Origin of the sequence: Flavobacterium sp. XGLA_31, assembly GCF_051547105.1 — a bacterium.
In the GTDB taxonomy this organism is placed as follows: Bacteria; Bacteroidota; Bacteroidia; order Flavobacteriales; family Flavobacteriaceae; genus Flavobacterium.
Genome location: NZ_JBPTTM010000007.1, coordinates 51719 through 65452, shown reverse-complemented (window position 1 = coordinate 65452; position 13734 = coordinate 51719). Strand labels below are relative to the sequence as shown.

12 protein-coding genes are annotated in these 13734 nt (G+C 37.9%); 6 read left to right on the top strand and 6 right to left on the bottom strand.

Translation table 11 applies throughout. The annotated features are described in order from the left end of the window. The first annotated feature begins 305 nt into the window (after positions 1-305). Genes ACSVH6_RS11865 through ACSVH6_RS11845 form a run of 5 tightly spaced genes read left to right on the top strand, consistent with a single transcriptional unit; the run spans position 306 to position 4556 of the window. Positions 306-1007 (top strand): tetratricopeptide repeat protein, encoded by a 702-nt coding sequence (locus ACSVH6_RS11865; protein WP_438078756.1) that lies wholly within the window; start codon positions 306-308, stop codon positions 1005-1007. A gap of 4 nt (positions 1008-1011) precedes the next feature. Further along, the gene (locus tag ACSVH6_RS11860) at positions 1012-2367 is read left to right on the top strand and encodes a UDP-N-acetylmuramate--L-alanine ligase (RefSeq protein ID WP_438078754.1); all 1356 of its coding nucleotides are present in this window, start codon (positions 1012-1014) and stop codon (positions 2365-2367) included. A gap of 48 nt (positions 2368-2415) precedes the next feature. After that, positions 2416-3108, top strand: a complete 693-nt coding sequence (gene radC / locus ACSVH6_RS11855) for a RadC family protein (RefSeq protein ID WP_438078857.1) — start codon at positions 2416-2418, stop codon at positions 3106-3108. 3 nt (positions 3109-3111) lie between these two features. Next, positions 3112-3798, top strand: coding sequence for a YjjG family noncanonical pyrimidine nucleotidase (locus ACSVH6_RS11850; protein WP_438078752.1), 687 nt, complete (start codon positions 3112-3114; stop codon positions 3796-3798). Further along, positions 3798-4556 (top strand): hypothetical protein, encoded by a 759-nt coding sequence (locus tag ACSVH6_RS11845; RefSeq protein WP_438078750.1) that lies wholly within the window; start codon positions 3798-3800, stop codon positions 4554-4556. Before ACSVH6_RS11850 ends, ACSVH6_RS11845 begins: the two co-directional genes overlap by 1 nt. Here ACSVH6_RS11845 and ACSVH6_RS11840 read toward each other — a convergent pair. Continuing rightward, complete coding sequence (locus ACSVH6_RS11840; RefSeq protein ID WP_438078748.1) at positions 4553-5830, bottom strand: replication-associated recombination protein A; 1278 nt, start codon at positions 5828-5830, stop codon at positions 4553-4555. The two genes, ACSVH6_RS11845 and ACSVH6_RS11840, sit on opposite strands and share 4 nt — an antisense overlap. Before the next feature lie 400 nt (positions 5831-6230). On the opposite strand from ACSVH6_RS11840, the gene ACSVH6_RS11835 reads away from it, so the two are divergent. After that, complete coding sequence (locus ACSVH6_RS11835; protein ID WP_438078746.1) at positions 6231-6989, top strand: rhomboid family intramembrane serine protease; 759 nt, start codon at positions 6231-6233, stop codon at positions 6987-6989. Here ACSVH6_RS11835 and rlmB read toward each other — a convergent pair. From rlmB to ACSVH6_RS11810, 5 genes are all read right to left on the bottom strand, one after another. After that, positions 6986-7720, bottom strand: a complete 735-nt coding sequence (gene rlmB, locus ACSVH6_RS11830) for a 23S rRNA (guanosine(2251)-2'-O)-methyltransferase RlmB (protein WP_438078744.1) — start codon at positions 7718-7720, stop codon at positions 6986-6988. The genes ACSVH6_RS11835 and rlmB overlap by 4 nt on opposite strands. Before the next feature lie 62 nt (positions 7721-7782). Next, the gene (locus ACSVH6_RS11825) at positions 7783-8295 is read right to left on the bottom strand and encodes a lipid-binding protein (protein ID WP_438078742.1); all 513 of its coding nucleotides are present in this window, start codon (positions 8293-8295) and stop codon (positions 7783-7785) included. A 12-nt stretch (positions 8296-8307) separates the two neighbouring features. Beyond that, positions 8308-8961, bottom strand: a complete 654-nt coding sequence (locus ACSVH6_RS11820) for a BT_2262 family domain-containing protein (RefSeq protein WP_438078740.1) — start codon at positions 8959-8961, stop codon at positions 8308-8310. A gap of 83 nt (positions 8962-9044) precedes the next feature. Beyond that, positions 9045-10514 (bottom strand): SusD/RagB family nutrient-binding outer membrane lipoprotein, encoded by a 1470-nt coding sequence (locus ACSVH6_RS11815; protein WP_438078738.1) that lies wholly within the window; start codon positions 10512-10514, stop codon positions 9045-9047. A gap of 13 nt (positions 10515-10527) precedes the next feature. Then, a complete protein-coding gene (locus tag ACSVH6_RS11810) occupies positions 10528-13704 on the bottom strand; it encodes a SusC/RagA family TonB-linked outer membrane protein (protein WP_438078736.1) in 3177 nt (1058 codons plus the stop codon). Between the last annotated feature and the right edge of the window lie 30 nt (positions 13705-13734).

The following is a 13734-nucleotide window of genomic DNA, read 5'->3' as shown; positions in this document are numbered from 1 at the left end:
GCCCTTGAAATAAAATACATTTGCAAGAGGCTCTAAACCCTTATATAATTTTAAAACAGATTTTGAAAAGAACTTTTGTTATTATTTGACAACCCAAACATAGATAAATAATCGTTAAAGTGACAAAAAAAATCGATGAAATGCACTTTTTGTATTTATAATGTAAGATATAGATTATTTTAATATGAAAAAACAGCTTCAACCTAAAACCTTGAATATAAATTTTATAAATAATTACTCATAAGAAGATTAATGGTTATTTTTGGCTTTTATTTCTCATGAAATTTTAAATAAAAAATGCTCACATGAAGTATAAATTGTTTTGGATATTCTTAATAGTACCATTTTTAAACTTTGCGCAATCTGACTTCAGTAAAGCCGAAAAATTATTCCAACAGGAGCAATACAGTTTGGCTAAGCCCCTCTTTGAAAATGTTTTAAAAGAAAATCCTAACCACTTGAAAGCATTAGAATATTTGGGAGATATTGCAGGGATGAATAAATCCTGGGATAATGCAATGGCCTACTATGGTAAATTAAAACAACTCAATCCCAAAGAAGGCAATTATTTTTATAAATACGGAGGTTGCTTGGGGATGAAAGCCAAAGAGTGCAATAAGTTTAAAGCGCTCAGTATGATTGGTGACATAAAATCAGCCTTTGAGAAAGCGATTCAGCTAAATCCAAATCATATTGAAGCTCGTTGGGCCTTGATAGAAGTATATCTCCAATTGCCGGGGATTGTGGGGGGCAGTGAAAAAAAAGCACAACACTATGCCGCCGAATTATTAAGAATTTCTCCGGTTGACGGTTATCTGGCGAAAGGTCATATTGCCGAATATTTCGAACGATATAAGGAAGCCGAAAGCAATTATGCTAAAGCTATTGCTGTCGGTGGTTCCAAAACAACCTATCAAAAATTAGCTGATTTGTATAAAAACAAAATGAATCAGCCTCAAAAAGCAAAATTAGTATTAGAAACCTACCAAGATAAAAAAAAGTCTTAAACCCATGCGTACACATTTTATAGCCATTGGCGGTGCCGCCATGCACAATTTGGCCTTAGCCCTTCATAACAAAGGATACCACGTAACCGGAAGCGATGATGCCATCTTTGAACCTTCCAAATCACGATTAGAAAAAAAAGGATTGCTGCCGGTTGAAATGGGTTGGTTTCCTGAAAAAATAACCACAGACATTGAAGCTATTATTCTTGGGATGCATGCCAAAGCGGATAACCCCGAATTGCTGAAAGCTCAGCAATTGGGATTAAAAATCTATTCCTATCCTGAATTTTTATACGAACAATCTAAAGACAAAACCCGTGTGGTGATTGGAGGATCACACGGAAAAACCACCATTACCTCTATGATTTTGCACGTGATGCATTACCATAATATTGAAGTGGATTATATGGTGGGTGCCCAATTGGAAGGTTTTGATACTATGGTGCATCTGACGCACGAAAATGATTTTATAGTGCTGGAAGGCGATGAGTATTTATCTTCCCCTATCGACAGAAGACCGAAATTTCATTTGTATCAGCCCAATATTGCCTTACTTTCCGGCATTGCGTGGGATCATATCAATGTATTCCCAACGTTTGAAAATTATGTAGAACAGTTTGAAATTTTTGTCAGCCAAATTACCAAAGGTGGCATTTTAGTGTACAATGAAGAAGATCCAAACGTTAAAAAAGTAGCAGAAGAATCCACCAATACCATCAGAAGGTTGCCTTATGGAACACCAAGCTATTCGGTGGTTGACGGTACTACTTTATTAGATACTCCGGAAGGTCCAATGCCTATTGAAGTTTTTGGAGCGCATAATCTTAACAATTTGGCCGGTGCCAAATGGATTTGCCAAAGCATGGGCGTAGACGAGGCTGATTTTTATGAAGCCATTGCCAGCTTTAAAGGGGCTTCCAAGCGTTTGGAAAAAATAGCGGAGGGCAAAGGCAAAGTAGCCTATAAAGATTTTGCCCATTCACCAAGTAAAGTGTCAGCAACGACTAAAGCAGTTAAAAATCAGTATCCTGACCGAAAATTAGTAGCTTGTTTAGAATTACATACCTACAGCAGTTTGAATGCCGAATTCCTTAAAGAATACGAAGGCGCTCTTGATGCTGCTGATGTGGCTGTGGTGTTTTATTCGCCTGATGCCGTAAAAATCAAGCAACTCGAGGAAGTAACCTATGAGCAAATTGCCAATTCCTTTAAACGCGACGATCTGATTATTTATACGAATCCGGCTGAGTTTAAAGAGTTTCTTTTTAATTATGATTTAAATAATTCGGCACTATTGTTAATGAGTTCCGGGAATTATGGTGGATTAAATTTTGATGAAGTTAAAGGATTGATTAATTAATCAAAAATTCTTACATTTATCATGTTTTTAGTTTTAAAAGCATGGATGATGAGTGAGCAAAATTTTTCCATAAAGCATTGGGCAGAAGATGACAAACCAAGAGAAAAGCTGATGCTGAAAGGCAAAGCGGTGCTCAGTGATGCTGAGTTGGTAGCCATTCTTATCGGTTCGGGTAGCCGTAATGAAAGCGCTGTGAGTTTGAGTAAAAAAATACTCGCCGCTGTAGATAATAACCTGAATGCATTAGGCAAATTGTCTCTGAAACAGCTGATGGAATTCAAAGGAATAGGAGAGGCTAAAGCCGTTGCCATTACCGCTGCTTTAGAACTGGGCAGAAGAAGGAGAGCAGAAGAAACATTAGAATTGCAAAAAATCACTTCCAGTAAAGCCGTTTTTGAAATCATGCAACCTATTATCGGGGAATTACCGCACGAGGAGTTTTGGGTGTTGTATCTCAATAATTCTAATAAAGTGATATACAAATCCCAGCTTTCTAAAGGGGGCATTACCGGAACGGTGGTGGATGTTCGGTTAATTTTTAAAACTGCATTGGAACACAATGCTACTTCCGTAATTTTGTCACACAATCATCCCTCAGGAAAACTCCAGGCCAGTGAGGCCGATATGGAAATTACTAAAAAGTTAAAACAAGCCGGTGATCAGCTTGATATTAAAGTGCTGGATCATCTTATTATTACCGAGCATGGTTATCTGAGTTTTCAGGATGAGGGTATTTTTTAAACTATGAAAGACTCAATTACGGACATTTTTTTTGATTTAGATCACACCCTTTGGGATTTTGATGCCAATTCTGTTTTGGCTTTTGACAAAATTTTTAAGGCACATCACCCAACCCTCGACACCGATACGTTTATTAAAGTGTATGCCCCCATCAATCAAGCGTGTTGGAAACTGTATCAGGTGGATAAAATCACCCATGAAGAATTGCGTTATAATCGGTTGAAGCAATCGTTTGATGCTCTGAATTATGGTATATCCGATGAAGAAATCATTCGTATTTCCCATGATTACATAACATTTTTACCCGATAATAATCAGCTTTTTGAAGGAGCCATTGAAGTATTGGAATATTTATACCCCAAATACAAACTGCATATCATCACCAATGGTTTTGCTGATGTGCAACAAAAGAAAATCAGTAATTCGGGATTAGGACGTTATTTTCAAACGATTACCAATTCTGAGATGGCCGGCGTAAAAAAGCCACACCCGAATATATTTGAATTTGCCTTATCTTTGGCGGAAACCCATAAAGAGAATGCGCTGATGATTGGAGATTGTATTGATGCGGACGTTCGGGGTGCTATTGATTTCGGAATGAAGGCCATTCTTTTTGATGAAAAAGAAAGTCATGCCATTGAAGACGTTTTGACTATAAAACATTTGCTTGAATTAAAAAATATACTGTAATGAAGAAACTGTTGCTGTTCCTTATCTTGTTGGTTTCGTTACCAACTATTTCCCAAAGCCTCAATGATTACCAGTATGTCATTGTGCCTGTAAAGTTTGAAGTTTTAAAAGAGAACGACAGGTATCGCATGAATACGATGACCAAACTATTGCTTCAGAAGTATGGATTCAAATCCTATCTGTCTACTGATGATATACCACAAGAAGTACTCAATGCCCGTTGCAATGCTTTAACAGCTTCCATGGAAAAGGAGAGTACCATGTTTGTGACGAAAGTAAAAATTGTTCTCAAAGACTGTAGGGAAAATATCGTTTACCAAACAGAAATGGGGACCAGTAAAGAAAAAGAATATGCGGTGGCTTATAATGAAGCCTTGCGTGCCGCTTTCAAATCATTTGATAAAGCCAATTATGTGTACAATGGTAAAAACGATATCGGAGCGGTACCCGTAACTCCTGCCGTTCCCAATGTTCCTGTTGTTGAGGTGCCGACTGAAAAAGTTGAGGAAGCCAAAAGCCCGGCAAATGAAAATAACACGGAGGTATTTTTCTTTGCTCAGCCGATACCTAATGGTTTTCAAATTGTAGACAATGAACCTAAAGTAATTATGCGATTGTATAATTCCTCACAAAAAAATGTGTTTATCGGAGTAAAAGGGGATATAAATGGCGTTGTGATTTTGAAAAACAATCAATGGTTTTTTGAATATTATAAAAATGACAAGCTGGTTTCTGAGCCTTTGAAACTTAAGTTTTAATATCCGTATTTGTCTTTCCAACGATTTTTTAAAAACGAACGCATTTCGTTTTCACGAGCATTGTTGCCCGGTTTGTAAAAAGCGGTTGCTTTGATTTCTTCCGGCAGATACTCCTGTTCCGAAAAGTTGTTCGCATAATTATGTGAATATTGATATTCTTCTCCGTACCCTAATTCTTTCATCAATTTGGTAGGTGCATTGCGTAAATGTATGGGAACCGACAAATCGCCGGTTTGTTTCACCACAGCTTGTGCTTCGCCAATCGCCATATAACTCGCATTGCTCTTGGGTGAGGTGGCTAAATAAACTGCACACTGACTCAGGATAATTCGGCTTTCGGGATATCCAATAGTAGAAACCGCCTGAAAGGTATTGTTGGCCATAATGAAAGCTGTTGGGTTGGCATTGCCAATATCTTCACTGGATAAAATGAGCATGCGTCGGGCAATGAATTTTACATCTTCACCGCCTTCAATCATTCGGGCCAACCAATATACAGCACCATTAGGATCACTTCCGCGAATCGATTTGATAAAAGCCGAAACGATATCATAATGTTGCTCTCCGGTTTTGTCATAAAGTACCGTGTTTTGTTGTACTAATTCTAAAACTTTGTCATTCGTAATTGTAATTTGACCTTCAGGGCTTGCGTTTACGACGAGTTCAAAAATATTTAGTAGTTTGCGTCCGTCTCCACCTGAAAGTCGCAATAAGGCCTCGGTTTCTTTTAATTTTATTTTTTTGGCCGAAATAATTTTATCTTCTTTCATGGCCCGATTCAGCAAAGCCAACAAATCTTCTTTCGAAAACGGATTCAGTATATACACCTGACAACGTGACAACAAAGCGGGAATCACTTCAAAACTGGGGTTTTCTGTGGTGGCACCAATAAGCGTAACCCATCCTTTTTCTACCGCTGCCAATAATGAATCCTGTTGTGACTTGCTGAAACGGTGAATCTCATCAATAAACAGTATTGGGTTTTTGGCGGTAAAGAGTCCTCCGCTGAGTTTGGCTTTTTCAATGACATCACGGATGTCTTTTACTCCGCTATTGATAGCGCTCAACTCATAAAACGGGCGGTTGCTTTGTTTGGCAATGATTTGAGCCAATGTGGTTTTTCCGGTACCGGGCGAACCCCAAAAAATCATCGAAGGAATTACACCGCGCGCAATCTGTTGCGTTAATGAACCGTTATCACCAACCAGATGTAACTGGCTGATGTATTCCTCTAATCGCTGTGGTCTGATGCGTTCGGCAAGTGGTGCTTCCATGTTGTAAAAATACAGTTTTAATTTTTTGAAACCAATCTCAGGGTGTTTTTTAAACTCTTTTCCCGGGGCTTGTTTTAGGTGTTTGAGATGAAGTGCAGAATGTTCATTGGACATTTGGTTTTGTTGATACAAAGCACCTGACAATCCGTGGCTGTTCTTTTTTTCATTTCAAATCCTCGGGGCTCTATTTAACAGGAAGGCTTCAGTAAAGTTTTTTGTTCAATTATTTTGTCATTATTTTTTTCAAAAGAAATTTTGATTAATTTTTTTGTCATTATTTTTTTTAAAAGAAATTTTGACAATTGCATTGAGGGTTCTAAAGGGAACCGTAACTGACAAAATAGCACTACTTTTGGTTTGGTTGTGTTTTTGATAAGACCAATAAGACTAAAACAATATCATGAACGACGAGCATTACTTTAAATTTACCCCATCCGTTTGGATTGTACCGGCATTATTGCTCTTAATGATATGGAGCGTCTTTTTTGTGGAACGAAGCTTTGGTGTTGATTTGTCCAATCACGGCATTATGCCCAGGACTTTTTCAGGCTTGCAGGGTGTAGTCTTTAGTCCGTTTTTACATGGTGACCTCAATCATATTGCCAACAATTCCATTCCGTTATTCATACTCACCACGGCATTAATTTACTTTTACAGAGCCGTTTCACTAAAGGTATTGACATACGGTATTTTGCTGTCGGGTATCATTACCTGGATTATTGGCCGAAATTCTTTTCACATTGGCGCCAGCAGTTTGATTTACGTGTTGGTTTCTTTTATTTTTTTCAAAGGATTGATGACGCAGTATTACCGTTTGATGGCACTATCACTGACTGTAGTGATGCTTTACGGTGGGATGATTTGGTATGTATTTCCTGAAATCGATAAACAAATTTCGTGGGAAGGGCATTTAGCCGGATTGATTAGCGGATTTGCATTTGCGATTCATTACAAAACTCCGGATTATGTGAAAGCAACGCAGTTTCCTTGGGAACATCCCGATTTTAATCCGGAAGAAGATATGTTCATGAAACATTTTGATGAAAATGGCAATTTTGTAAATACACCGGAACCGGAAGAAGAGTCGGAAGAACCGGTAAATCCAAATCAGATTCCCTATTTCTATACGTTCAAGGAAAACAAAGAAGAGGAGAATTAACTTCTTTGACGAACCGTTTCATATAAAAAAGCACCACAAGCCACAGAGACATTCAGTGAACCAATGGTTCCGAACATCGGAAGTTTGGCTTTCTCATCAACGATTTTCAATACAGAAGGATTGATACCGCGATCTTCGCTTCCCATAATGATAGCCACTGGCTCGTTGAGGGCGATGTTGTAGATGCTGTCTTCGGTTTTTTCGGTAGCAGCTACTGTTTTTATACCACTGCCTTGCAGGTAAAAAATAGCGTCTTTAATATGATCCACTTTACAAATAGGAACGTTAAACACTGCGCCTGCAGAAGTCTTTACGGTATCACCATTTACCGGAGCGGAACCGGTTTTTTGGACAATAATGCCATCAACCCCGGTGCATTCGGCGGTTCTTATGATAGCGCCAAAATTACGGGCGTCACTCAGTTGGTCCAGGATTAAGAATAGGGGAGTCTTACCGCTTTCGACTACGGTATCAACCAAAGTTTCGAGCTTAACAAATGTAATAGGGGCAATGGTAGCTACTGCACCTTGGTGATTGTTGGCCGTTAATCGGTTTAATTTTTCGACCGGGACATAGGAGAAATTGATGCTCTTTTTTTTCATCACTTTCATGAGTTCCTGCATCAATTCACCCTGAGCATCACTTTGAATAAATACTTTGTCAATTTCTTTGTGGGCGTTTATAGCCTCAATAATAGCCCTGATTCCGAAGATTTGGTTTTCTTTTTCCATGGCGCAAAGATATAAAAAAACCACCAGTGAAAACTGGTGGTTTTTGACTTATTCATAATTGATTATGGTAATTCGTCTTCTAAGAAACCGGTTCTTTTATGACCCGCAAACTTATATACTGTTCCGGGATCCCAGTCAAATTCTGCTTCGAAGTAGATGCTGTCCACAACATGACCTCCGAAAGAATGAGCAGCATCTTTAAGGATTTTACCGTTGGTCACGGTTACCGTGCCTCCAGTATATAATTCCGGAGAATTAGGCTGGCCGGTAAATGTCATATTGCTAAAGTTTGCCTGAACCTTGGTTTTGATTTCCATCCAACTGTCATGATCATCTACCCAAAAATTTTCGTCGTTGGATGAAGCATTATAAGTAGAAAACAATTCATAATCACCTCCGAAGGCAGGGGTAACTCCATCTGGGTCCAGGGCAATAATATGCCAATCGCCAGCGAATTTTTGAGTAGTAGTTCCTCCGGCATCAGGATTTCCCCCTTCGTCACACGAAACTAAAGTTAATAAAGCTAGTGCCAAACTAACAAATAGGCTGTATTTTAAGAATTTCATCTTTTTCATCTTTTAAATAATTTAAGGAGTAACTTTAGTCATAGTTGCAACAAATGTATAACCGGCATCCCAATTTGTTGTGAAAGAAAGCGTATTGGTGCTTGGATTTGCATTTAAATCTGTCATTTCAGCTACTCCACCAAATGCACCTACACCAAAACTAGGTATTGGTTCATAATTATTAGTTGAAATATCATTTGCAGTAATAATAACCGGACCGGCTGCGTATCCAACGCCATAACTACGGCCTATGCTATAATAACCACCAATACCATCAGACATTTGGTAAGTACCGTCATCGTTTTTCCAAACTAATACATATTTCATGTTGAAATATTGCGGATTCTGAGCCCCATTTCTAACTACTTTAGAGATGTATAGTCCGGATATACTGGTTGTTAAATCGCTGTCTTCATAAACAATAACTGTTCTGGATATTGAACCTGAAAATCCATCTTGATTTACCGCTGAATATGTTACATGATAGATGTCAACAACACTGGTGTCAATTGTATTTCCACCTTGAAAATCACCACTGATTGTAGTAGTGTATGGGATTTCATTTTCACCTTCCATCGCTATAATGCCCGGGTCAGTGAACTCATCGCCTTTATGAAGATAGATGGTCTCATCTCCTAAAAGAGTCAATTCAGGATAATGTGTCACTTTTGACACATTTTTGGTAGAATCCTCTGAACATGAAAAAGTCAGGAAACCTACTATAGCTATTAAAAATATTTTTTTCATTTTCTTTTTTTTTAGTTAACATCCCACCATACTGGAATTTCTACTTTTACCAGTGTCGGGGCATTAGGATTTACTGAAGTTACATTACTAGGAAAAACAACTCTTTTTGGAAATAATCCTGCTGTTGTTCCGTTTACAGAATAAGCAAATTCACCAGCTACATAAGAAGTGCTCGATTGTGGTACTGCTGATTCTGCAGGGAATCCGGTTCTATTGTGTTCAAAGAACATTTCAAATCCGTTTCCGGGGAATCCTGACACCCATTTTTGTGTAATAATTGATTTTAATTTATCATTAAAATTACCTGATGAAGGGTATTCATATGCACCACCACTTGTTAAGAAGGGAGTTGCATTTAAAGGGGTCGGAACTCCTCCAACCAATTCCTTATACCTAGCAAAATTAGCTGCAACACCGGCCTCATATTTTTCTTTAGCTCCAACACCACCGGCATATCTTTCTAAGGCCTCGGCTTGTAAAAATAAACTTTCTTCACGACTCATGAAATACACAGGAGTAGTAGCTTCCAGATGAACCACAGAGATTGTAGAAGATCCAACATTGTTGTTGAAGTCACCTTGATTTAGAGGGTTTCCGGCTTCATAATAAAAATCTTTTCTTGGATCTGAGTTTTCAGTAAAGAAAGAGTGTAACGTTCTGCTCGCTCTTAAATTAGTGGCTACGTTAAGTTGTCTTCTATCAGACTCATACAAAGGATTACTTCTGTTTGGTGCATCTTCGAATTGAGTAATGGCAGCATCAGTATTCAAGAAAGTTGCTCCTGATGTTAACAAGTCAGTAATTCCGTCTTGAGCAACCGTTGGACGTGCTTCTGTTTGTCTTAAATACAATTTAAGCAACAATGTATTAGCAAATGCTGTCCAATTGTCCATATTACCTCCAAAAACAAAATCATCAGTTCCCGGAGCATCTCCATTTGATGTAGATAAATCTTTTCCAAGAGCATCTTTTAAGTCTGCCACCATCAAGTCATAAACTTCTTGACCACCTTGAAAATGTGGTGTTAAAATGTTTACATTGTTGGCTTCTGTGTATGGGATTTGATCATAAAAATCTGCCATAATTTGCGAAGAATAAACCTCCATAGTAGTGGCAATCAAATAATAATTCCAATTTTCCTGTTGGTTAGCCAATTTTTTTACATTACGTATATCACCTAATGCATCATACATTGCTGTCCATCCACCGGTATAATCATCAGTTCCAATTGAGTAATCATCTATCTCTTTGTATTGATTAGCGGAATTACTTTGTGTCCAGTATTGGCTCCAGAATCCACCGATTAAGGCGTAGTAAGAACCTTGTGCGCCGGCTACCCCTACCAAACCGGCAGGCAATTCCGTTTTCAGGGAAACACCATTAGGGCTCAAATTATCAGGGTCTCTGTTGATGTCAAAATCTGCGTCGTTACACGCTGAAAATAATGACAAGACTGTTATTAATAAAAATATTTTTTTCATAATTATTTTTTTTTTAGAATGATAACTTTAAAACTCCACCATAACTTCTTTGAGTAGGATTGGCACCAAACTCTCCAAATTCACTCACTAAATCATTACCATAAGTAGTTGATTCAGGGTCAATATATGGGTTTTCTGCAGGTGTCCATAAAAACAAGTTTCTTCCATAAACCCCTAAAGAGAATTTGGTCAGACCAAGTTTTTTAACAAAGTTAGGATTTAAATCATAGTATAAACTTACATCTCTCAAACGTATAAACGTTTTGTCAAGTAAGTGAGTTCTTTCTATGCCAGGATTGTTAGTAGTATTACCAAAGAAGTTAGTTACATTTTCCAAACTGATTGGTGTTGTGTTTTCTGAGTAGGTACCATCACCATTGTCAACCACTGAATTTGGTATGATAAAAGTGTTACGGTCATTATAAATAGTAGAGATACTATTACCGGTAAAGTCAGATAACCTTTTGGTGTAAGAGTACATTTTTCCTCCTTTTTTGTAATCAAATGCAAAGTTTAAAGTGAAGTTTTTGTACTTGATTGAGTTTTGTAACCCCATAACAAAATCTCTTTGTGAATTACCTAGATACTGTGGTTGATCAGAAACTTCATAATAACCCGTTGTAGGGTTAACAATGTATTCCCCTTCAGCAGTCATTAAAGGAGCACGCCCATAAAATGCACCTAGAGGTCTACCTTCTTCCGCATAAAATGAAATACCGTAAGCTGAAGTAAGTAACAATTTAGAACCTCCTTTAACATCAGTCATTTCGTTTTGGTTTTTGGTAAAGGTCCAGTTTATGTTCCAAGAGAAGTTTTCTGTTTTAATAGGAGTAACCCCTAAACTAATTTCAAAACCTTTATTTTGAACATCTCCAATATTACTGGCTTGACTGGTGTAACCAGTTGATGGATCAATAGGCACGCTGGCAATTAAGTCTCTGGTTTTGTTAATATAATAAGAGATATCAAAAGTAATTCTCTTTTTGAAAAGACTTCCTTCGGTACCGATTTCCCATTCTGTTTTTCTTTCAGGTTTTAAATTAACATTTCCAAGTACTCCGGAAAGTTCGTAGTAATTGATACCTCCCAGTGGTGCCTGAATAACACCAAAATTAGCAGCAGCATTTCCTTGTACCAAAGAAGATTCCGTTTGATAAGGATCGGTATCATTCGCTACTTCTGACCAACCCCCTCTTAATTTCAAGAAATGAGTTCCATTGTCAAGAAGTAAACCACTTACCGAAGCAGCCGGGTAAAAATAGGAATTGTTTTTGGTTGGTAAGGTTGACGTTTTGTCTCTACGAGCACTCAACGTTAAATATATTTTTTCTCTCCAAGATAATTCAGTCTGGGCATAAATACCAAACGTTCTTCTCAAGGTATTATTTTGAGAAACTTCAATTCTGTTGGCACTATTAGACAACTCATAATAATTAGGAACATCTAAATCGGTCACTTTAGCAGTCAAGAAGTCTCCCTCTCTTTGGTTGTAGTTCATCCCGATCATTGCATTCAATTTCCAATCTTCTGATATTTTTTTATCATAATTCAAATTGAAGTAAGTGTCAAATTCTGTTCGTAAGAATCTCGATTCAGTAACACCTCCTACAACCGGAATAGTGGCTGCTAAATCTTGAGCAGAACCCGGTAAGTAGTCAACAATTGCTCCGTAACTCTTGATGTTTTCATTACGGATATTTCCACCTACCTGCCATGTTGCAGAAAATTCATTATTAAGTTTTTTGAAAAAGTTAATATTACCGAATAAATTGTGACTCGTTATTTTAGTCGAGTTTTCATTCAACACAAAGTAAGGGTTACTTGCGTAAGGAGTAAAGTAGTAACTTGGTGAGTTGAAAGGATTATTAGTATAATCTTGTAAATCAACAATACTGATATCACGAGGGATTTGAATCATCTCTTGAATTAGTGTAGCTCCTTCACCAGCTTCATCTCCTTGCCCTGAATTCACAGCAAACTGCTCTTTATTAGTATAATTTAAACTGGCACGGATTGCTCCTTTGTCATTTTTTAAACCTCCATTGAACGTTAAAGCTCTTTTGGTAAATGAATCTGCTTTTGTAGGGATAACTCCATCATTGCTGGTGTTGGTGAAACCAAATGAGAAATCAGAGAAGTCACTTCCGCCACTAATATTAATAGCGTTAGTAAACATAGTACCGGTATCAAAGAAATCTTTAACATTATCTTTTAAAGCAGAATAAGGCTTGATTTGTTGCGAATTATTGTAAACGGTTCCCCATGGTCTGATTTCGCCATTGAAAGCAGGACCCCAAGACCCATTTTCATTACTTGGTCCAACACCTGTAGCCAATTGTGAATAGCCTAATCCATTCCATCCTTGACCAAAACTGTTTTGGTAGTGAGGTACTCTCGCTACCTGACTCATTTCCATCGTTGAACTGAAGTCAACATTTATTTTTGATTGATTTTTACCTTTTTTAGTGGTGATAATAATAACCCCTCTACCGGCTCTTGAACCGTAAAGTGCTGTAGCAGCAGCTCCTTTCAAAAAGGTGATTTTATCGATGCTGTTAGGATCAATGTCATTGATACCGGTACCGGCATCAAAAGATCTGTTGATACCCGCTTCTCCGGAATAGGAGTTGTTAATCGGAGTTCCGTCAACTACATAAAGTGGTTGGTTGGTTGTTGAAATAGAACCAAAACCACGAACGATTACTTTGGCAGAAGCACCCGGTTGTGAAGGAGCCGAAATATCAACACCGGCAATTTTTCCCGATAGAGACTCTAAAGGATTGCTCGTAGTGACATTTGTCAGCTGCTCTGAACTAACTGTTGTCGCTGCATAACCAAGCGCCTTTTTTTCTCTTTTGATACCCATGGCAGTTACAACTACTCCTTCCAATTCAACCGCGTCGTCTTTCATCTTCACGTTTATGGTTGTGGATGAAGCAACAATTTCCTGAGATTTCATCCCAATGAAATTAAAGATAAGTGTTTGGTTTGGCGAGGCTTTAATGGAGTATTTTCCATCAAAATCAGTCTGAGTTCCCGATTTAGTTCCTTTAACAAGAACGTTAACTCCCGGGATTGGTAGGCCACTGTTGTCAGAAACAACACCAGTCACTATCCTTTCTTGCGCAAAAGAAATTTGCACCAATAACGCTATGAAAAGCGTCAAGAATCCATTTAACTTTGTTTTCATTATTTAATTTGGTTATAATTAGTCTTTCAA